Raw genomic sequence first — 19,855 nt, 5'->3', positions numbered from 1 at the left:
CCCCCTCAAAAGGGAGAGCTTTTGTATAAGCATTATCTGGATTGAACCATCTTCATCCGATAATCCGTCCCATAGTATTCCAATTCTTCTCTCATCGACTGGTACCCTGATTCAAGTGAAGCCATCAGTTTTTTTAATGAAGCTGGTGCTGGTTCGTGAAAGCGAATGGCATGCCTCCCCGTGTAAGCTGCTCTGCTGTCTTCGTACCACGTATCTTTTTTCGGAGTAAAAAATTCCTCTATGCATCGATGATAAATCTGATAGAGCGTCTTTTCGGCTGCAGTATCCTGAAAAGGCTCCTGCTGCAGCATGATTCGGCAGGCCGCAAGCCCTTCTTCACAGTAAACCGCCAGTTTTCTTAAGTTGCTGAGGACTTCCCGGTAATAAGCGCTTCGCCCAGGTTCCTCCGTTTCCAAGGATGACAGTGTCGTTTCATTTAAATAATCGCTCAGCGTCTGAACGGCCTGTGATAAAAATTCTCCCGCCTGCTCGGTTTGGGCTTTTGCCATAGATTTTTCCATTGGTGTCGGCACCCTCTCCTCATCGCTTTGTTACAATCGTATTCTTTCACTGATTAAATTAAACATGAAAAATACGATAATATATATTATCATACTTCAGTCCTTAAGGTGAATCTATTTTAAATCTTCAAACGTCTGATTGAAATTCTCGAAGAACAAATCAGCTTCTTCCTGCACCCCGTCTTCCTCGACGTTTTCAGGAAGAGGCGGAAGCTCTTCAAGCGCCTTTAATCCAAACTGTTCAAGAAACGTCTCAGTTGTTCCGTACAAAATCGCCCGGCCCGGACCATCCGCTCGTCCAACCTCGCACAGCAGCGCTTTTGCGACAAGGCTTTGGAGAATCCGTTCGGATTTAACCCCTCTGATATCTTCTACTTCCGCCCTTGTGATCGGCTGCTTATATGATACGATCGCCAAAACTTCAAGAGCCGCCTGGGAAAGTCCTTTTGAAGGTGCTTCAATCAGCTTTTTTAAATAGACGGCGAATTCTTTTTTTGTGGAAAGCATATAGTTGTCTGCGTATTCGACAAGCTCTATACCCCTGTCTTCTTGTTCATAGCTCTCTTTGATGTCGAGCATAATATCCTGAAGCTCTGTCTCTTCAATTTCCAAAACGGCTAATAGCTGTTTTTTGGTGAGGCCTTCGTCGCCCGCCGCATACAGCAATGCTTCAACAATGGCCTTCCAATTCACGATATCAAGCGTCATGAATCACTTCACTCCCTGTTATGTAAATATCAGAAAAATTGTGTTCCTGCTCAATGATAATCAGCTGGTTTTTCATCAGCTCCAAGACGGCTAAAAAGGTCACGACCAAATGCTCTTTTTGTTCGTACGGGAACAGTTCCATGAAGTGCATTCTTTTTTTGGCCGATTTCAAGCAGTCGACGATTTGGGTCATACGTTCTTCTATTGGTATTTCCTGTCTTGAAATTCTTGTTTCAGACGGACGGCTGATTTTTTTTCGGTTCAGCACCTTTTGAAAAGCGCCGAGCATGTCATAAACCGTGACGGAAAGCTTTTGTTCGCTCAGTTTGATTTCCTTAGCATAGTCGCTTAAGTCGCTCGGCGGTTTGGCAAACGATTTTTGCCGTTCTTCTTCCCGTTCTTTTAAATTTTGTGCAGCATTCTTATATTTCCTGTACTCTATCAATTTTTCAATTAATTCTTCTCTCGGATCCTCTTCTTCTTCAAGAAACTCCTCGTCAAAAAGTTCTTCCTCTTGTTTCGGGAGGAGCATCCGGCTTTTGATGCTGAGCAGGGTTGCAGCCATCACCAAATACTCGCTTGCCACATCCAGCTCAAGCTCGCGCATCGTATGCACATATAATAAATATTGCTCAGTTATCTTCGCAACAGGGATGTCATAAATGTCTATTTCGAGCCGGTTGATTAAGTGCAAAAGCAAATCCAAAGGTCCTTCAAACGCCTCGATTTTCACCTGATATTCCATGATCATTTCTCACCATTTTCAAAATCGCTTCTTTGCCGGCCTAAACTGGCTACCCTTTAGTATAAATTACGCGTCTATCCGAAGTCCAATATAATTTAAGAAGTGTCGGCATCTGCCTATACAGATTGAGGCAGACGCACATAGAATACTGTGTAAAATTCTTATGAAAAGAGGAGGGAACAGCATGGGAGGTAAAGGCTTCGGCTACGGCGAAGGATTTGCTTTGATTGTGGTTCTGTTTATTTTACTGATTATTGTAGGAGCAGCATGGATCTATTAATATAAAAGGATTGAATGCCGTGAGCGTCCGTTTTTTCGGGCGCTCATTGTACTGTAAAGCGCGGGCGGGTGGTCGCTTCAGCAAAAAGGGAAGTCGTTTTTCCTCTGATCAACACTTATGATACACTTTAACGGAACGGTAAAGGAGGATGTCAGATGTATCCCGAAGCATATATCGATTACTTGACCGAATTTCATGGGGCAAGGGATTATTTTGAGTGTCATGAAATTCTGGAGGAGCATTGGAAAAAGGATCCTCCGGGAGAACGGAAGCTGTACTGGGTCGGTTTGATTCAGCTGGCCGTGGCTCTCTATCATCAGCGGAGAAACAACTTCACCGGAGCAAAAAAATTAATGGCAAACAGCATCCGTATTCTGGAGGCTGAGAAAGACGCCATCGAATCACTTGGTTTGGATCACAGACGATTGGTCAGTCTGTTAAAACATACTTATCGAAAAATAGAGTCGCATTCTCCTTACGAAAGCATCATGCTTCCCATCGCAGATGAAGCGTTGATCCAAGCCTGCCGAAAACAGTGCAGACAAAAATCGTATCAATGGGGGCAGAACAACCCCGCTTCAGACGCCTTCCTCATCCATAAACACCGGCTGAGAGACCGGACTGAAGTGCTGGCTGAAAGAGAAAAGGAAATGGCGCGGCGAAAAAAAAGCAGAGGCTAATCACAGCCTCTGCTCATTTGTTATATGTGATGTCTTCATTTTCTTGATCCTGACAGCGCTCAAAGAATCCTTTAGTTAATTCATTCGGAACCAGCGGTTTAGGTTCAAACATTTGGGAAATGGCTGACACCATTTTTTTGCCGATTCCTTGATGACGGTGAGACGGGTTTACACTGATATGCTTGATTTCAACTTCTTCTTCCCTTTTTTCGACTCCTACACAGCCGACGATATCCTCGCCTTCTTTCCATAGGAACAGCTGTCTTTCAGTGTCCGTTTCATAGTCTTTAATTGTCTGCTGAAGCTGCTTGACGTCCTTCTCATTCGGCATGAACGAAAGGAGACCCATCGCAATCTTTTCGAATGACTTTTTATAACGAATTAACATAAATACCCCTCAATATATCAAAATGTGGATCTTAACGAAGGCTAGTCGCTTCACATCACATTATAAACATTTTTATACCCTTTTTAAACTCTTTTTCGGTAATTATTGAAGCGACCGGGTCAGGTTCGCCATTTCAATCGCTGCTAGAGCAGCTTCGGCGCCTTTATTTCCGGCTTTTGTTCCGGCGCGTTCAATCGCCTGCTCGATCGTTTCTGTCGTCACGACTCCAAAAATGACCGGAACACCGGTTGACATGCTGCTCCCTGCGATTCCCTTCGCCGCTTCATTGCATACATAGTCATAATGACTTGTCGCTCCTCTGATGACCGTACCCAATGTGATCACGGCATCATACTTTTTAGTCTCTGCCATTTTTTTCGCAATCAATGGAAGTTCAAATGCACCGGGAACCCAGGCGACATCAATGTCATCAGATTTGACCCCATGTCTTATGAGCGTATCTTCTGCACCGCTTAACAGTTTGCTTGTAATAAAATCGTTGAATCTTGAAACGACAATGCCGATTTTCAAATCTGTTCCAATTACATGGCCTTCTATTTTATTCATATGAATCCCGTCCTTTTTTGTGATTGTTTTCATATTAAAAATGAAGCATATGCCCCAATTTTGCTTTTTTTGTTTTTAAATAGTTTTCGTTGTCTTTGTTGAACTCCATCTGCAGCGGAATTCTATCGGCGATTGTCAGCCCGTAGCCCTCAAGCCCCGCGATTTTTCTTGGGTTGTTTGTCAAAAGCTTCATGTTTTTGACGCCGAGATCCCTTAAGATTTGTGCACCGATTCCGTAGTTGCGCAAGTCGGGAAGAAAACCGAGCTTTTCGTTGGCCTGCACCGTGTCATATCCTTCTTCCTGAAGTTTATAGGCCTTCAGTTTATTGATCAGGCCGATGCCTCTTCCTTCCTGTCTCAAATAGAGCAGCACACCTCTGCCCGCTTTTTCAATTTGCGCAAGGGCGGCGGCAAGCTGCGGACCGCAATCACAGCGGTGAGACCCGAAAACATCCCCTGTCAGGCACTCTGAATGAACCCTGACAAGAACAGGCTCATCTCCAAAAGGAATATCCCCTTTGACCAGTGCGATATGTTCTTTATCATCAATGTCATTTGTGTAGCCGAAAACTTTGAAAGCGCCGAAATCTGACGGAAGTGTAATGTTCACTTCGCGATTGACCAGCGTTCCCTTGCTATAGCGGTATTCGATCAAATCTTTAATCGTAATCATTTTCAGGCCGTGCTGATCAGCAATCCGCTTCAGTTCCGGAACCCTTGCCATCGTGCCGTCTTCATTCATGATTTCACAGATAACGCCGGCGGGTGCAGAGCCGCATGCCGCAGCAAGATCAACAGCCGCCTCCGTATGCCCAGCCCTTTTTAATACTCCGCCTTTTTTCGCGATCAGCGGGAAAATGTGCCCCGGTCTTTTAAAGTCGAGCGGGACGGCGTTTTCATCGATAAGCGATTTGACGGTCAATGACCGCTCCTGAGCGCTGATTCCTGTTTTTGTATCGCGATGGTCCACACTGACCGTAAAGGCGGTATGATGAGAATCCGTATTTTCCTCCACCATCGGATGAAGATCAAGCCTTGATGCGATCTCTTCACCGAGCGGCGCACAGATCAAGCCTCTTCCGTGGGACGCCATGAAGTTGATCACCTCAGGTGTGGCATATTCCGCCAGCGCGACGAAGTCTCCTTCATTTTCCCTGTCTTCATCATCCACTACGATGATGACTTTCCCCTGCTTCAGGTCGTGCAGCGCTTCATCAATTGTATGAAACATAAGACCTGCGCCTCCTTTCGTCTAAAACCCGTTTTCTTTTAAAAACGCTTCGGTGATTGTTTTTGCCTGCTTTTCTTCTTTTGATTGATGAAGAAAACGATAAATGTATTTGCCGATCATGTCGCACTCAATGTTGACGATGTCACCGGTCTTTTTGACCGGAAAAATCGTCTCATCCAGTGTGTGCGGAATAAGCGAGACCGTGACTTGATCATCTGTCAGTCCGAAAATCGTCAGGCTTACGCCGTCTGCGGCGATCGAGCCTTTCAGCACAAGCATTTGCGCCAGTGCAGGATCAAGCTTTAAATCATAGTATATGGCGTTTTCCGCTTTTTCTATCCGTACGATGGATGCAGTGCCGTCAACATGTCCTGACACCATGTGTCCGCCAAATCGGCCGTTTGCAGCCATCGCCCTTTCAAGGTTGACGAGGCTGCCTTTTTTTAAAGTGCCAAGCGATGTTGCTTTCATCGTTTCAAGCATGACATCCGCCGTAAACTGACCTTGTTTAAAATCATTGACGGTCAGACAGACTCCGTTGACTGCAATGCTGTCACCGAGCTTGACATCTTCCGTCACTTTGCTTGTTTGAATGACTAAAGACATGGCGTTTCCCGTCTTTTTCATGTCCAGAATCGTTCCGACTTCTTCAATAATGCCTGTGAACATGGGCCACCACCCTATTCTTTTATAGGTTTTGCCGCTAGTTTGAGATCGCGGCCGATTCTTGTAATGGTTGTGAATTGTAATAAGGGGACATCTTTCATCGATTGAAAGCCTTCACCGGAGATGATGCTGGGAGAATGCAGCCCTCCGATTAATTTTGGGGCAAGATAGAAGATCATTTGCTGATAAAGTCCTTCATTGACAAAACTCGCATGTACAGTGGACCCTCCTTCGACATAAACCGAGGTGATGCCGTTCTCAGCCAGGTGCTGCAGCACATCGCGCACCAAAATCGTCTCGGCATCGAGCACAGTTACCTGAACACCTTCGTTTTCCAGGTAGCGAACGGTTTCGGGATCCGCCTTGGAAGTCGTGTAAATCCAAGTGGGCGCTTCTTGATCATGAATCACTTTTGAATGAAGCGGAATCGTAAGCTTTGTATCCAGAACGACACGCACCGGCTGATTCACCTTTCCAGGCAGGCGGCATGTCAAACTTGGGTCATCTGCTTTTATTGTGCCAACACCGACTAAAATACTCTGGTGGTTTTTTCGATATTTGTGAGCATCCAGCCTTGCTTCATGAGAGGTAATCCATTTGCTGTCACCGGTATGGGTCGCCGTTTTGCCGTCAAGACTTGCAGCGGCTTTTAATGTGACATACGGCAGTCCCGTCCGCATAAAATGCATGAATTTTTCATTCAGCTCTTCCGCCTGCTCTTTCAAAACGCCTGTCGTCACCTCAATCCCCGCCCGTTTGATTATGCTGATGCCTCGTCCCGAGACAAGAGGATTCGGGTCTTCAGCTGCCACAACCACCCTTTTCAAACCGGAGCGGATGATCAGTTCTGCACAAGGCGGCGTTTTGCCGTAATGGCTGCAAGGTTCAAGCGTAACATAAATCACCGCACCTTCAGCATGGCGGCCGGCCATTTGAATGGCGTGCACTTCGGCATGCGCTTCACCGTATTTTAAATGGGCGCCCATTCCGACAACCTGTCCGTCTTTGACGACAACGGCTCCGACAAGCGGATTCGCGCCCGTCTGTCCCTCGCCCTGCTTTGCAAGCTCTAATGCGAGATTCATATAATGCTCGTCCGTCATATTCGTCCCTCCTTTCTTCTGCAGAATAAACGCAATAACCCCCGGAATGTTGTTCCGGGGGTTGGTTTTTTATGCATGAGAAATAAAACTATGCTAAAACGTTTTTTTCGACATAGTTTCTTCATCCTTCTCCCATCCAGACTTTCACTGTCGGCTTCAGCTTTTCACTGAATCCACCGCTTGCCAGAAGGCTCGCGGGTCACGGGCTCTAAAGCTCTTGCATGCTTTACTACCGCCGGTCGGGATTTTCACCCAGCCCCGAAGGATACAATCGATATTTTCTTGTCCTTATGCGTATTATAGCGGCCGGATATTGAAATTGCAATGAAAACCGCTTTGCATAGAAAAAACCCTCTGAAAACAGAGGGCCGCTAGTTTGTCACCTTGACGACTTTAATCAATCCGTCAATCCTGTTTGAATTGCTGAAATAAGCTTTTACTTTGTCTCCTTCTTTAATGTCGGACAGATCCTGGTCGAGTTTTTTCGCATCAAAAATGATTTTTGTTCCGTTGTCTGCCATTCCATGGTACTCTGTGCCGTCAATTTTGGTGATTTTATATTGATGAATCGTATAGTCCTTCTCCCCGGATGAAACCGTTTGGCTGAGCGCCGTCGAAGCATCCTGCATGTTTCCATTTTTTAAAAAGTAGTAGCCTCCTGCCAGCACGGCAGCCAAAACGAGTAAAACCGTGAGCTTGACTCTTATTTTCCCCATGATCAAAACCTCCAGAACACATTCTGAACTATTATATGTTTTTTCACTCTATTTGATGAAAGCAAACATCTTCGTTTCAGACGGAAAAATATGTGGTTTTTAAGTATAACGCATAATGAAGACAAATCGTTTCATATTCAAGCGAAATACTCCTTATAACCTACGAATGTACATTCTGTTTTAGGGGCGGATGAGAAAATAAGACTAAAAACAAGACCAAAGGACTATGATGCCGACTACATCACTTTACTCGAGTCGTTGCAAATTGCGGACAGAATGGCCTTCAGACGCTTCGGGAAGCTAAGAATGAGCTGCGGGGCTGAAACAAAACATCCGGATACGATAACACGGGCTGATGTTTCAACTTCCAGTATGGATCGCAAGGAAGCTTTCACTTTGTCATAAAACCGGCAGAACCTTCAATCCGATGTCCTCCTCTTTAATAGATCGATGGGCCATTTGATGCAGGTTTGACAACATATCTCAAAAGATGCGGCAATTTTCTTATATTCGCTAGAAAGCCTCTTTCAATCCCATCTCAAGGAATATACGCATGCTTGTGATTTGTGTAATAAACACATCTGATGCTCAATACTTTTTTGACAAAAATGATCCATGAAGAATATAACGTCATGATAGTAAGTGCTATCAGGAGGGTAATTATATCAAACGTCTTTAGCGTCATAATATGAAAATATGATCCGTACAAGATGATGACCATATAAATTAATAGAGCAATGAATGAGCACTTCATCCCTTTTTGCTTAATGAAGCTCGTTCTTTCGTCATTCTCTTTGAAGTGAGGAAAGATATAACCTCCGGCAAAGCAGATAAACGCGGCAGTTCCATACATCAAACATTCTATAAATGACAAGGTATTTGCTGCAATCCCGACAAACGTTCTGATCGCAAAAATCGTTAAAAACAAAACACCGATAAAATAAAAAGTTCTTCTTGAATTCATCATCATCCCCCTATTCTTCCAACTGAAAAATCTCTTCAACAATGGTATGAAACGTCTTGGCCATCTGCAATGCCAAGGGTAATGAAGGATTGTATTTGCCTTTTTCGATAGAAATAATCGTTTGTCTGCTTACATTCAGTATTTCTGCCAGTTTGTCTTGTGAATAGCCGTGCTTTTTTCTAAATTCCATCACCCTGTTTTTCAAAAGCATTCCTCCTTAGTCATTTATATTCTAAGGTAAAGGAAACTTTACGTAAAGCCTCCTTTACATATTTTGAAAAATAAATTGCGGTTTTCTGTTCATTGACGAAAAAATAAAAAAGATCCCTGCCTAAGGATCCTTTTTATGTGCCCCATCGTCCTAGTGGAATTCTACATCTATTCTCTTTTTCTGCCCCTGTCTCTCCTTCGGCATTCTCACTTCAAGCACACCGTTTTTATAGGATGCCTTGATTCCCTCGTGAGAGACTGCACCCGGAAGCATGACGGACCTGTGAAACCGGCCGACAAACCGCTCCTTCCTGTGCATGTTTTCCTCTTTCACTTCATTTGCCCTGTTGATAGACCCGCTGATATGCAGCATGTTATTTTCAACATCAATCTGAACATCTTCCTTGCTTTCAAGGCCGGGAATATCGCAGGACGCTACGATTTCATTTTCGGTCTCGTGAACATCCACGCGAATATCCCCAAAACCGTGCTCACCTCCGAAATTTGCCGGAAAATCTGCAAAAACCCTGTCAAACTCCCTTCTGATCGTATTCAAATGTTTAAATGGTTCATAAGGTACGAGCGGCATTTTCTTTCCTCCTGGATGTTTTGATAGCCTTATGGTTTTCACGGTCTTTTTAAATTATGCATTTCAGAAGCGAAAAACGGTTTTTTCTGTGCCGCTGATCAACTTGTTTTCATGTGAAATGCTTAGAGACATCTTGTTGTTATGATGAGGATTGATTTAAAGCACAAATGAAAAAGCAGTGCTTATTACAAAGCACTGCTTTTTGCCGAAATGTTCTCGGCGATTCATACATTATGTCACATTTCTTTCCGCTATTTGGATCGGTTGTTTGGATGGAATGGATGTCACGTTTCTTTCTGCTATGTGGATCGGTTTAGATGGAATGGATGTCACATTTCTTTCTGCTATGTTCATATCCACTGTATTAGCTGTTAATGCAAGACTTGTTAAAGATAACCCAATGACTGAAGCAGCGGCAGTTAACAAAAGTTTAGACTTCATACGACCAGTCCCCTTTTTTCATTTGTTTTCGAGCACTGAATACCATTTGATAAAAATAAACCGAGTCACTGCAGCGCCCAATTTCATTATAATATTCAGCTGCTTCAAAAGCCAAGTCCTCTATGTCTGGATACATCTTTTTGGCCTCAAGCAAATGAAAAGTTTCCAATAATGAATCCATACCAGCTTCATCGACATACAAAGCTTTTAAAAAACGAAATTTTGCTATATATATGATATCGCTTGATTGCTCTGCTATTTCAACACCTTTGTTAACCATTTGATTAGCCTGTTCATTCTGCTTTTGCTTAAAGTAAACAAGTGCAAGACTGAAAAATGCTTTTGATAGTATGTCTGATTTCTCTTCATTATAAATAACAATAGCCTTGTTAAAGTATTCAGCTGCTTGATCTGTATTCCCCATCTTGTAATAACAATTTCCCAAATTGTAAAATGTGTGTCCTTCTAAAATACGCTGATCTTCTTCCTGAGCAAGCTTCAGTGCATTTTCAAGATGAGGCAATGCTTTTTCATGCGACTCCAAATCATCGTAATTTCCAGCAATCACAAATTCGCATTGAATTCTTCGCACCGTATAAGTCTCTTGCGCTTGGTAAGTTTCAACTGCTTGAAGCGCATAGTTCATAGACACATGACTCTGTTTCATTTGATAAAATATTTCAGCCATTTTAAAATGAAATTCCGCTCTCTCTATTTCATCTTGCACATGCAGCAGCTTCTTTTCCGCACGTCTGTAAAATGAGATCGCTTTAATGCAATCATGGTTTTGATATTCATACATTCCTCTGAAAAAATTAAAATAGTATTCCAGCAAACCTGTCAGCTTGTCCTGCTTATCTTCAATATCTTTTAATATTTCTGAAAAGTCAAGCGATGCTTCCCCTTCTTCCAGAGGTCTTATATAATCAAGCATCATTCTATGTCGAAACTCCATTAACGCATAATACAGCAGCAAGTCCTGATCTTCTTCCATTTGAAAGATCTCGCGTTCAATTTCAGCCTTCAGCATTACCGCATCCGTTACATTGAACTTGCGGATTGCATTATACCACTCATTGATTTTAACCCCGACTGCAGCCGATGGGATTTTAACGCTCACCCCTTACGCCCCTTCCTTTACCGTTCTTTATCCAAGATTCCACTTGAATATATTTTACATAAAGGGTCATTTTTTTACAATTGTTTTTTGTTGATAATTGTTTTTATTTGGCTTTTAGGGAATGGTGCGGGGAGGATTTCAGCTAAGATCTTTAGCGCCGATTCGACTGCATCAAAAAAACAGCCCGCATATACGGGCCGTTTCACACATGCGCTGTTTACGCATCAAATACTTCGACTTTTTCCATTCCTTGTCCTTGCTCCATTGAAGTGACATCTTCAAGGCCTGATGTGACTTTGCCAAATACAGTGTGAACACCGTTCAGGTGCGGCTGCGGCTCATGCACGATAAAAAATTGGCTGCCGCCTGTATCTTTTCCGGCATGTGCCATTGAGAGAGAACCGGCTTCATGTGTATGGGGATTCCCCTCTGTTTCACATTTGATCGTATAGCCAGGACCGCCTGTCCCAGTGCCGTGCGGGCAGCCGCCTTGGCTGACGAAGCCCGGAATGACGCGGTGGAATTTCAGGCCGTCATAGAATCCTTCGTTTGCAAGTTTTTCAAAGTTGGCGACAGTGCCGGGTGCCGCGTCCGGATATAATTCAAACTCGATTTTTTTGCCGTTTGTTAATTGTATGTATCCTTTTTTAGCCATCTTGATTCTCTCCTTTCATTATAACAAGGCTCATTATATCACAGAAGGGAATCACAGAGCCAATAGCACTCTTTAAAAAAAGAGCATGGGTACTTTGCAAAACCAAAAGAATAATTCAACGAACAAAATTATAATCGACTAAAAAGTTAATCTTAAAAAACACCTATCATTCAAAACAAAAAACCTATTAAATCAATAATTACTACAGAAATATTGAAGCATTTTTCGAATTAAATGTAGTTACTAGGTGGCAAAAAGCTGCCGTATTTGATGACACTAAGATTCGTGTAAATGGTGATTGGAAAGCGGAAGGAGATATAGAAACAAGTTGGACAAGCTGATTTTTTTATAAAACCTTATCTTAGGAGGTGTAATTTGTTTGAGGTTCTATTAGTTCCTATGCTGGGAATCATTATTGTTGTTTTAGTGTTATATTATGCATTTCGTTCAGAAAGGGAAGTAAAGAAAATTGTTGACCAAAATGAAAAAATTTTAAATTCTCTGAATGAAATCAAAAAGGAATAAAAAATAGGTCTTAAAAGGAAGGGGAGGATAAAATCCTCCTTGTTTTGTGACTTTTCCTATATCATGATATTTTCTCAACAATTGTGTTTGTTAAAGTCGTAGAAGCAATGAAATCATACTCTCTAATTTTTATTTGAAACCTCCCCCGCTTTTGATCCGTCTATATTGTCGGAATGGCTAAATTTCGTTCCGGCAGGCTTCTTTACACATACAGCAATTTCTGCCTGAAGCCTGCATTTTTAAGGAGGGCATCGAGCTTGAAAAAAACGATACTTGGAATTTGCACAGCATTGTGTCTGCTCATCTTTCCGCAGGTCAGCTTTGCTGATGCCGCAGCGGGAGACGTGATTGTCACACTCGGCAAAGACCTATCAAGCCAAGACAGGCAAAAGGTTTTACAAGAAATGAATGCGCCTGAAAATGCAATGATCATTGAGGTGACAAATGATGAGGAGCACAAATATTTAGGAGATTATATACCGAAATCGCAAATCGGATCGAGAGCGATTTCTTCTTCTTCGATTACCATCGCGAAAAAAGGCACCGGGTTGGAGGTGCAAACGAATAACATCAGCACGATTACAGATGAAATGTATTTAAATGCACTGATGACGGCCGGTGTCAAGGATGCAAAAATTTATGTCACGGCGCCTTTTGAAGTATCCGGAACAGCCGCTTTAACCGGGCTGATGAAAGCCTATGAAACAACTTCCGGTGAAAAGATTTCCGAAGATGTCAAAAAGGTCGCCAATGAAGAGCTTGTCACCACTTCTAAACTCGGCGAGAAAATCGGCGGTGAAAACGCATCAGCATTGATGGCCAAAGTGAAAGAAGAAATCGCTAAAAACGGCGGTTCTCCATCAAAGGAAGAACTGGAAAAAACGATTGACCAGGCCGCTTCTGATTTAGGCGTTACATTGACGGAAGATCAGAAAAAATCGCTTCTTTCTTTGTTTGATAACATGAAAAATATCAATATTGACTGGAATCAGGTCGGAGACCAGCTTGACAAAGCCAAAGATAAAATCACAAAATTTCTCGATTCTGAAGAAGGGCAAAACTTCATTCAAAAACTGATTGATTTCTTTGTCTCTCTATGGAACGCCATCGTTTCCATATTTACCGGAGGCGGGACATCAGAATCCACTGGTTGATTTCAGCCGCAAAACACCTCCTTTAACCATATAAGGAGGTGTTTTGTTATGCCGGAGGAGAATCCTCCTCCGGCTTCATAGTTTTCCTGAAGGAAATCTGATAAAAGCTTTGTAAACCGATAAAATGTTTCGTTTTGCGTTGACGCTCTGTCCTTTAATGTGAATTGATCAAATAAAGACTTCCGAAAGCCGGTGCTCATTTCAAGCTGGATGCTCAGTCCGGAAATGGATTTGTTGGCAATATTATCGGGATGGGTTCCGGCATATTTGTCATCGTTCTTCAGCATTTCAGCAGGAAATCCCGATTGCTTCAATTCTTGGACCAATCTATTGATTTTCACGCGGTCTGTACCGCCCACTTTAATGTCGCGATCTTCCTCATAATAGCCGTGCAGCGACATGATATATTGATGGCTTGCGGCCATATCGAGCGCTATAGGTTCGTCAAAACGGATGCTTGTAATGTGCAGATCGGTATTTCCCGAAGGTTTCAGCCCCTCAAACAGGTACATGGAGTAGCTTTGGGACAGTTCATTTGCAATTTCACTTGTTCCCGGTTCAATACCGCCTCCATGGATCGCCATAATCAGCATTTGGCTGCCGGCCTGCTTTGTCGCAATTCGGTAATCTGAAGGATCTTCATTGTTTTTTAGTTCTTCAAAGCTTGTATATTTATCACCGGATTGAAAAGTAATGCCGTGAGCCATTGCGAAAGATGGGAATGAAATCACAGCTGAAATTAATAAAATATTCACAAATCTGTTTATTGCTGTAAAATGGTTTGCTGTGTTACAATCAACACGTTGCTTCAAGCCATGGAGCATACGGTGGAGTAGGGATACTTTGGCCGGTTTCATCTACTCCGCCTCTAAATCCAAAACAACAGCTGCTTTCTTCCTTCGCAGTGGGGTCATACAGTGAACCATCTCCTTTGTTAAATTTTTGTTAAATTCCCAATATTATATACAGATAACCCACATGCCGTTCTATGTATGACATGTTCTTTTTAATAAAAAAACACTTCCCGGCATACAGGAAGTGTACAAACAACGGGAGATACCTGATAGGCACCTCCCGTTGTTTTATGATTGCTTCACTTTCGATTTCAGCGGTAAATCCAGTTTGACAATATCTTCATAAGATTCTCTCTGGATGACAAGCTGCGCTTCTCCGTCTTCAACAAAGACGACGGCCGGGCGCGGGATGCGGTTGTAATTGTTGGCCATGCTGTAGCCGTATGCACCGGTGCAAAAAACAGCGAGAACATCGCCATCGCGAACTTCCGGCACCTCTAAATCCCAAATCAGCATATCTCCGCTTTCACAGCATTTTCCGGCAATGGACACGGTGTCATCACGTCCAGCGTTCATTCTGTTGGCGACTGACGCTTCATATTTAGCTTCATAAAGCGCCGGTCTGATATTGTCGCTCATCCCCCCGTCAATCGCTACGTACTTGCGAATGCCGGGGACTTGTTTTTGCGAGCCGATCGTATACAGGGTCGTTCCCGCATCTCCAACCAAGGACCTGCCGGGTTCGATCCAGATTTCTGGGATGTCAAAGCCGAAATGTTCAGCATTCGCTTTGACCGCTTCAATAATTTTACCGACATAAACATCAGCGGGCAGCGGCTCATCCTCTTTTGTATAGCGGATGCCAAAACCTCCGCCAAGGTTCAGCACTGAAGGTATAAATGAGTAGGTTTCCCTCCACTCTGCGAGCTTTTCAAAAATTTTATCTGCTGCCAGAACAAATCCCGCCGTATCAAAGATTTGCGAACCGATATGACAGTGCACGCCAAGCAGCTCGAAAGCCTGCGACTGAAGAACCTGTTCGATGGCTTGCTCTACTTGCCCATTATGCAGATCAAAGCCGAATTTGGAATCTTCCTGTCCTGTCGTAATGTAATCGTGTGTGTGCGCTTCAACTCCCGGCGTGATTCTGAGCAAAACGTCCACAGTTTGTCCCGCTCGTTTGCAAAGCTCTTCGGTTATTGCAATCTCGTGGAAATTATCGAGCACAATACAGCCGATTTTATGCTGAAGAGCCATTTCGAGCTCTTCCGGACTCTTATTATTTCCGTGAAAATGAATCCGTTCAGGCGGAAACCCTGCTTTGATCGCAGTAAAGAGCTCTCCGCCTGATACCACGTCCAAAGACAGCCCTTCTTCTTCGGCAAGCTGAATCATCGCTACCGATGAAAACGCCTTGCTCGCATACGCGACTTGCGCCTTCAAATCGGCTTCCTGAAAAGCTTTTTGGAATTTTCGGGCCCGTTCCCTTATCAAAGCGACATCGTATATATAAAGAGGAGTTCCATATCTTTCTGCCAATGATAGAACATCGATGCCGCCGATTTCGAGATGTCCTCTTTCATTTTGTCTGCTGGTACCATGTAAAAACAATTGTCATTCCCTCTTTCTCTATCTACAAAGGTGAAAGGGACAGTCCGGATCACTGCCCGATACATCTTCCGCTTTATGATAGTCAAATTTCTTATGTTGTATTATAACATTTCGCATAAAAATCTAAACCATCATTTGTCCAAATTTTCTTGATTTAAATTGAAAATGATTTCCATTCAGTATGGTCTCTATCATCTATAGAATAACAGAAAACAGCAATCGATAGAAATAGGCATTCAAACATCTATGGAATACCTGCAAAGTTTTGATAGAAAAAGGCGGGAGAAGCAGCCGGAAAAACTTTACACCTTGGGGATTTCGCCTATACAAATAGGCACTTACCTGAATATACACATAAACATAAAGCCAAGAAAAAATGAAAGAGGTTATCTTATGTACCCAAACTTTAACCCTTATCCTCCTGCTTCAAGTTATATACAAGAAGACATGCACGACCCTTACCGTCCGTACTATGAACAGAGAATTTATGAGCCTTATGAGGGCCAGATTATTACAGCTCCGGCGAATACGAGATTCTGGCGCAGAGGCACTGAGGTTTTCCTTCACTCATCAGCAATTGATCCTTCCGGCCGGGAAATGCTTTATATCGTCTATCCGATCAGACGGCAGAACAATGTCTGCAGCTTGCGGGCCGTAGCGATATCAGCCAATGAATACAGAGGCATGCAGAGACACGGATTTTAAAAAAGAGGCCTTTTCATTGATGATAAGCCTCTTTTAAACATGAATGGTTAAGAATTTTTTGGCTGCCTGATTCTGTTTTTCGGATGAACGATACTCGGCCTCACTTTCCCCCCCGGAACGGATGTGCGTACAAGAACATGCCAAAACGCTTTTCCGTTAAACGGGAGAAGCGGCCAAAGATACGGCGTTCTCAATGAACGGATGGAGGCCATCACAATGGTTAATATCGTTAGTCCGATGACAAACCCCTCCACCTTAAAGATGGCAACTAAGATGAGCATAAAGAGCTTTACCATTTTATTCGCCAAGCTCAGCTCATAGCTCGGGGTTGTATATGCACCGATTGCCGACAAGGAGACGTATAAAATGACTTCCGGGGAAAACAATCCGACATCGATGGCTATGTCACCGATCAACACGGCGGCAATCAAGCCCATGGCAGTGGAAAGCGCCGTCGGGGTATGAATAGCCGCCATTCTTAAAAATTCGACTCCGAGATCCGCCAAAAAGATTTGCATGATAATCGGTATATGGGTATCTTTGTTCAAGCCGATATATGAAAGATTTTTAGGCAGGAGCGACGGTTCAATGACAAACAGAAGCCAAAGCGGAAGCAAAAAGGTTGATGCAAAAATGCCGAAAAAGCGCACCCATCTTAAAAACGTGCCGACGGCCGGGGTCTGTCTGTATTCCTCGGCATGCTGAACGTGATGAAACAAAGTAGTCGGCGTGATAATAACGCTTGGCGATGTATCGACTATCACAATAACGTGACCTTCCAAAATGTGGCTCGCGGCAACATCGGCTCTTTCTGTAAACCTGACAAGCGGAAAAGGATTAAAGCCTTGGCCGACGAGAAATTCCTCAACTGATTTGTCAGACATCGGCAAACCGTCGATTTTCACGTTCTCAATTTCTTTTTTTAAGACCTCGACAAGACCCGAGTCTGCCACATCTTCCAAATAGCAAAGACAGATATCGGTTTTGGAGCGTTCTCCGATATGAAGCATTTTATAGCGCAGCCGTTCATCTCTGATACGCCTTCTGATAAGGGCAGTGTTGACAATAATGTTCTCTACAAACCCGTCTCTTGCCCCTCGTACGACTTTCTCGGTATCAGGCTCTTCCGGCGTTCTTCCAGGATAGCTTCTGACATCAACAATAAAAGCAAAATCCGATTCCTCTACGATGATGGCGACCAGTCCCGATAATACTTGATCAACCGCTTCATCAAGCGTTTTTGCTTTTGATACCTGCTGATTTAACAGCCTGTTTTCAACAATTTCTTCCGTGTCGCCCGTTTCTTTTTCTGCATCATTCAAGTGGACCAGTTCTCTTAAAAGGTGAATGATGTACTGTGTGTCACATAATCCGTTTACATAATAAAGCTGAACTTCACGGTCTAGGACAAAGACCTTGCGGACGCCTAGGTCAAAGCTTTCTCCCATGCCGACATACTTTTTGAAATACGCTTCATTCTTAGAAGGATCAAGGAATACTTTTGTCTTCTCTTTCTCGTTTGCCTGAGCACTCATGATACCCGCTCCTTTCTAAAATGAGCTCGACCGCTTTCATTGTGATCGGCGAACCTTTTTTCACATCGTCTTTTCTGCCCATTTTCCCGATGTCGCCGATGCCGACGACAATCGGGACATCCAGCTGATCAAGGCAATAGACTGTATCACCGCTCATGCGCTTGACATCAAATTCTTTGACACCGTGTTTATCGACTCCGTATTCTGTCAGCTCGCCTTCAGCATCAATCGAGACATCGACTTTGGTCCACTCTGCGTAATGCGTCTTTGAGGCGACGGCGATGACGCCAAGGACTTCGACATCGGGATGCTGCGCCACATATTTCATCGCCGCCTCTCCCGGCCCTTCGCCTTGCAGACCGGAATCGTCGAACATCACAAACACGGGATCATACGGCGTTTTTAAAATCATAGAGACTAGTTCTGAGCCGGTTTTGATGCTGGGATTCCCCTTTGATTGGGAAATGCAGCGGCCTCCTGTCTTTTTTGCTGCATATTCAATTGCTTTGGCAGCATATACATCGCCGTCAGTGACCAAAATGACCTTGCGTTTTGCTGTCATCGTTCTTTATCCTTTCGGTTTAAAAATCACGGCAACAAGAAAAGCGAATAAAATGGCGGAAGAAATACCGGCAGATGTCAATTCAAATATTCCCATTCCGATTCCGATAAAGCCGTGTTTGTCAGCCTGATGCATTGCTCCGTGCAAAAGGGAGTGTCCGAAGCTGACGATCGGCACCGTTGCACCAGCTCCGGCAAAATCGATAAATCTGTCGTAGATGCCGAAGCCGTCCAGGATCGCTCCTGAAACGACAAAGGTGGACATAACGTGGCCCGGCGTCAATTTAAATACATCAAGCAGCAGCTGGCCGATAACACAAATTAAGCCGCCCGCAATAAATGCAATGACATACTCCATATTACCCGTTCCCCCTTTCGGATCGTTCAAACACGACGCCGTGCGCGATACATGGAATCGATTCATTTTGCTGTATGATGGTTGGGCTCAGAAGTGCTCCGGTCGCTACGACAAGCACCCTGTTGAGCCTTCCCGCTTCCATTTCTTTAAAGATATGGGCAAATGTAACGACAGCCGAACAAGCGCAGCCGCTTCCTCCTGCAAATACCTGCTGATCAGGGGTATAGATCATCAGCCCGCAATCATTATGTTTTGTCCCGACGTTAATCCCTTCTTCTTTTAAAAGGTCCTTGACAATCGGGCTGCCGACGCCCGAGAGATCTCCAGTCAAAATTAAATCATAGTCATCAGGGGTGCGCCCCAGATCTTGCAAATGCTGTTTAATCGTATCCGCAGCGGCAGGCGCCATTGCCGATCCCATGTCCTGTGAATCTGTGATTCCGAGATCAATGACTCTCCCGACTGTTGCGCTTGTGATTTGAATTCCGCTTGGCTGCTGACTGAGCACAACCGCCCCGCTTCCGGTTACGGTCGAAGTCGCGGTGTCCGGTTTTTGCCCGCCGTATTCTGTCGGATAGCGAAATTGCCTTTCAGCCGTCGCATTATGGCTGCTTGTCGCCGCCAGCGCACGTTTTGCAAAGCCTCCGTCAATCAATGCCGAACTGATGGCGATCGATTCCATCGAAGTCGAGCATGCCCCAAACAAGCAAAGAAAAGGAATTTTTAAGTGCCTCGCCACATAATTGGCTGTGACATTTTGATTGAGCAGGTCGCCTGCTAAAAATATATCAATGTCTTCTTTTTTAAGATTTTGTTTGGACAATGCACTCTGAATCGCATCCTCCATCAATTTGCGCTCAGCCATCTCCCAGTTTTTCTGGTTGCAGTGCATTTCATCATATGTCTTATCAAATAAATGTCCTAAAGGACCTTGCTTTTCCTTGGGGCCGACCGCTGTTCCGCTCGAATTAACAAACAGCGGATTTTGGAACTCCCATGTTTGTTTTCCCTTAATTTTCATGATGTTT

The 19,855-nt window shown here is 43.9% G+C and carries 26 protein-coding genes and 1 riboswitch; of the genes, 5 read left to right on the top strand and 21 right to left on the bottom strand.

Annotation, left to right across the window (positions count from 1 at the left end):
- Nucleotides 1–32: 32 nt before the first annotated feature.
- The 3 genes from BTA30_RS02290 to BTA30_RS02280 all read right to left on the bottom strand — a co-directional run bounded on the left by BTA30_RS02290 (nt 33) and on the right by BTA30_RS02280 (nt 1,977).
- Nucleotides 33–521 carry a YpuI family protein gene (locus BTA30_RS02290; protein ID WP_076758732.1) on the bottom strand — a complete coding sequence of 163 codons (489 nt, stop codon included), beginning with the start codon at nt 519–521 and terminating at the stop codon, nt 33–35.
- A gap of 114 nt (nt 522–635) precedes the next feature.
- On the bottom strand, nt 636–1,229 hold the full coding sequence (gene scpB, locus BTA30_RS02285) for an SMC-Scp complex subunit ScpB (RefSeq protein WP_076758729.1): 594 nt from the start codon (nt 1,227–1,229) through the stop codon (nt 636–638).
- Entirely contained in the window at nt 1,219–1,977 is a 759-nt protein-coding gene (locus BTA30_RS02280) for a segregation/condensation protein A (protein ID WP_094777277.1), read from the bottom strand. The genes scpB and BTA30_RS02280 overlap by 11 nt, the downstream gene beginning before the upstream one ends.
- 181 nt (nt 1,978–2,158) lie before the next feature.
- On the opposite strand from BTA30_RS02280, the gene BTA30_RS02275 reads away from it, so the two are divergent.
- Together BTA30_RS02275 and BTA30_RS02270 are read left to right on the top strand one after the other, a co-directional pair.
- The gene (locus BTA30_RS02275) at nt 2,159–2,254 is read left to right on the top strand and encodes a YjcZ family sporulation protein (protein ID WP_076758722.1); all 96 of its coding nucleotides are present in this window, start codon (nt 2,159–2,161) and stop codon (nt 2,252–2,254) included.
- A 155-nt stretch (nt 2,255–2,409) separates the two neighbouring features.
- Nucleotides 2,410–2,934 carry a DUF309 domain-containing protein gene (locus BTA30_RS02270; protein ID WP_076758718.1) on the top strand — a complete coding sequence of 175 codons (525 nt, stop codon included), beginning with the start codon at nt 2,410–2,412 and terminating at the stop codon, nt 2,932–2,934.
- Between the two features lie 13 nt (nt 2,935–2,947).
- Here the strand turns inward: BTA30_RS02270 and BTA30_RS02265 are convergent, their stop codons facing one another.
- The 12 genes from BTA30_RS02265 to BTA30_RS02210 form a co-directional block, all read right to left on the bottom strand.
- Complete coding sequence (locus BTA30_RS02265) at nt 2,948–3,322, bottom strand: GNAT family N-acetyltransferase (RefSeq protein WP_076758714.1); 375 nt, start codon at nt 3,320–3,322, stop codon at nt 2,948–2,950.
- A gap of 102 nt (nt 3,323–3,424) precedes the next feature.
- On the bottom strand, nt 3,425–3,889 hold the full coding sequence (gene ribH / locus BTA30_RS02260; protein ID WP_076758988.1) for a 6,7-dimethyl-8-ribityllumazine synthase: 465 nt from the start codon (nt 3,887–3,889) through the stop codon (nt 3,425–3,427).
- 34 nt (nt 3,890–3,923) lie between these two features.
- A complete protein-coding gene (locus tag BTA30_RS02255; RefSeq protein ID WP_076758710.1) occupies nt 3,924–5,120 on the bottom strand; it encodes a bifunctional 3,4-dihydroxy-2-butanone-4-phosphate synthase/GTP cyclohydrolase II in 1,197 nt (398 codons plus the stop codon).
- Between the two features lie 21 nt (nt 5,121–5,141).
- Nucleotides 5,142–5,789 (bottom strand): riboflavin synthase, encoded by a 648-nt coding sequence (gene ribE / locus BTA30_RS02250; RefSeq protein ID WP_076758707.1) that lies wholly within the window; start codon nt 5,787–5,789, stop codon nt 5,142–5,144.
- Nucleotides 5,790–5,800: 11 nt separating this feature from the next.
- Nucleotides 5,801–6,889 carry a bifunctional diaminohydroxyphosphoribosylaminopyrimidine deaminase/5-amino-6-(5-phosphoribosylamino)uracil reductase RibD gene (gene ribD, locus BTA30_RS02245; protein WP_076758704.1) on the bottom strand — a complete coding sequence of 363 codons (1,089 nt, stop codon included), beginning with the start codon at nt 6,887–6,889 and terminating at the stop codon, nt 5,801–5,803.
- Nucleotides 6,890–7,009: 120 nt separating this feature from the next.
- Nucleotides 7,010–7,159: riboswitch (FMN riboswitch) on the bottom strand.
- Nucleotides 7,160–7,260: 101 nt separating this feature from the next.
- Complete coding sequence (locus BTA30_RS02240; protein ID WP_076758701.1) at nt 7,261–7,605, bottom strand: hypothetical protein; 345 nt, start codon at nt 7,603–7,605, stop codon at nt 7,261–7,263.
- 538 nt (nt 7,606–8,143) lie between these two features.
- Nucleotides 8,144–8,569 carry a hypothetical protein gene (locus BTA30_RS02235; RefSeq protein ID WP_076758698.1) on the bottom strand — a complete coding sequence of 142 codons (426 nt, stop codon included), beginning with the start codon at nt 8,567–8,569 and terminating at the stop codon, nt 8,144–8,146.
- Nucleotides 8,570–8,579: 10 nt separating this feature from the next.
- On the bottom strand, nt 8,580–8,774 hold the full coding sequence (locus BTA30_RS02230; protein WP_076758695.1) for a helix-turn-helix transcriptional regulator: 195 nt from the start codon (nt 8,772–8,774) through the stop codon (nt 8,580–8,582).
- A gap of 156 nt (nt 8,775–8,930) precedes the next feature.
- The gene (locus BTA30_RS02225; protein WP_076758692.1) at nt 8,931–9,368 is read right to left on the bottom strand and encodes an Hsp20/alpha crystallin family protein; all 438 of its coding nucleotides are present in this window, start codon (nt 9,366–9,368) and stop codon (nt 8,931–8,933) included.
- Nucleotides 9,369–9,599: 231 nt separating this feature from the next.
- The gene (locus BTA30_RS02220; RefSeq protein ID WP_076758689.1) at nt 9,600–9,809 is read right to left on the bottom strand and encodes a hypothetical protein; all 210 of its coding nucleotides are present in this window, start codon (nt 9,807–9,809) and stop codon (nt 9,600–9,602) included.
- Nucleotides 9,799–10,929 (bottom strand): Rap family tetratricopeptide repeat protein, encoded by a 1,131-nt coding sequence (locus BTA30_RS02215; RefSeq protein WP_076758687.1) that lies wholly within the window; start codon nt 10,927–10,929, stop codon nt 9,799–9,801. Before BTA30_RS02215 ends, BTA30_RS02220 begins: the two co-directional genes overlap by 11 nt.
- A 217-nt stretch (nt 10,930–11,146) precedes the next feature.
- The gene (locus BTA30_RS02210; RefSeq protein ID WP_076758685.1) at nt 11,147–11,584 is read right to left on the bottom strand and encodes a peptidylprolyl isomerase; all 438 of its coding nucleotides are present in this window, start codon (nt 11,582–11,584) and stop codon (nt 11,147–11,149) included.
- A gap of 375 nt (nt 11,585–11,959) precedes the next feature.
- Between BTA30_RS02210 and BTA30_RS23150 the strand changes: the two genes are divergently transcribed.
- Both BTA30_RS23150 and BTA30_RS02205 read left to right on the top strand, forming a co-directional pair.
- The gene (locus tag BTA30_RS23150) at nt 11,960–12,109 is read left to right on the top strand and encodes a hypothetical protein (protein WP_158027598.1); all 150 of its coding nucleotides are present in this window, start codon (nt 11,960–11,962) and stop codon (nt 12,107–12,109) included.
- Nucleotides 12,110–12,366: 257 nt separating this feature from the next.
- Nucleotides 12,367–13,263, top strand: a complete 897-nt coding sequence (locus tag BTA30_RS02205) for a DUF1002 domain-containing protein (RefSeq protein WP_076758682.1) — start codon at nt 12,367–12,369, stop codon at nt 13,261–13,263.
- Nucleotides 13,264–13,265: 2 nt separating this feature from the next.
- On the opposite strand, the gene BTA30_RS02200 is transcribed toward BTA30_RS02205, so the two are convergent.
- Nucleotides 13,266–14,120, bottom strand: coding sequence for a poly-gamma-glutamate hydrolase family protein (locus BTA30_RS02200; RefSeq protein ID WP_076758680.1), 855 nt, complete (start codon nt 14,118–14,120; stop codon nt 13,266–13,268).
- Nucleotides 14,121–14,345: 225 nt separating this feature from the next.
- Nucleotides 14,346–15,668, bottom strand: coding sequence for a diaminopimelate decarboxylase (lysA, locus tag BTA30_RS02195; protein WP_076758677.1), 1,323 nt, complete (start codon nt 15,666–15,668; stop codon nt 14,346–14,348).
- A 393-nt stretch (nt 15,669–16,061) separates the two neighbouring features.
- Between lysA and BTA30_RS02190 the strand changes: the two genes are divergently transcribed.
- Nucleotides 16,062–16,373 carry a hypothetical protein gene (locus BTA30_RS02190; protein ID WP_076758674.1) on the top strand — a complete coding sequence of 104 codons (312 nt, stop codon included), beginning with the start codon at nt 16,062–16,064 and terminating at the stop codon, nt 16,371–16,373.
- 47 nt (nt 16,374–16,420) lie between these two features.
- Here the strand turns inward: BTA30_RS02190 and BTA30_RS02185 are convergent, their stop codons facing one another.
- From BTA30_RS02185 to spoVAD, 4 genes are read right to left on the bottom strand one after another with little or no spacing between them, the layout of a single operon-like run.
- Nucleotides 16,421–17,908, bottom strand: coding sequence for a spore germination protein (locus BTA30_RS02185; protein WP_076758672.1), 1,488 nt, complete (start codon nt 17,906–17,908; stop codon nt 16,421–16,423).
- Nucleotides 17,862–18,470 (bottom strand): stage V sporulation protein SpoVABEA, encoded by a 609-nt coding sequence (gene spoVAEA / locus BTA30_RS02180; protein WP_076758668.1) that lies wholly within the window; start codon nt 18,468–18,470, stop codon nt 17,862–17,864. Before spoVAEA ends, BTA30_RS02185 begins: the two co-directional genes overlap by 47 nt.
- A gap of 6 nt (nt 18,471–18,476) precedes the next feature.
- Nucleotides 18,477–18,827 carry a stage V sporulation protein AE gene (spoVAE, locus tag BTA30_RS02175; protein WP_076758666.1) on the bottom strand — a complete coding sequence of 117 codons (351 nt, stop codon included), beginning with the start codon at nt 18,825–18,827 and terminating at the stop codon, nt 18,477–18,479.
- A 1-nt stretch (nt 18,828) separates the two neighbouring features.
- Complete coding sequence (gene spoVAD, locus BTA30_RS02170) at nt 18,829–19,848, bottom strand: stage V sporulation protein AD (RefSeq protein WP_076758663.1); 1,020 nt, start codon at nt 19,846–19,848, stop codon at nt 18,829–18,831.
- Nucleotides 19,849–19,855: the final 7 nt, after the last annotated feature.

The organism is Bacillus swezeyi, assembly GCF_001969815.1.
Classification (GTDB): domain Bacteria; phylum Bacillota; class Bacilli; order Bacillales; family Bacillaceae; genus Bacillus; species Bacillus swezeyi.
This window is presented reverse-complemented; position numbering and strand designations above follow the sequence as displayed.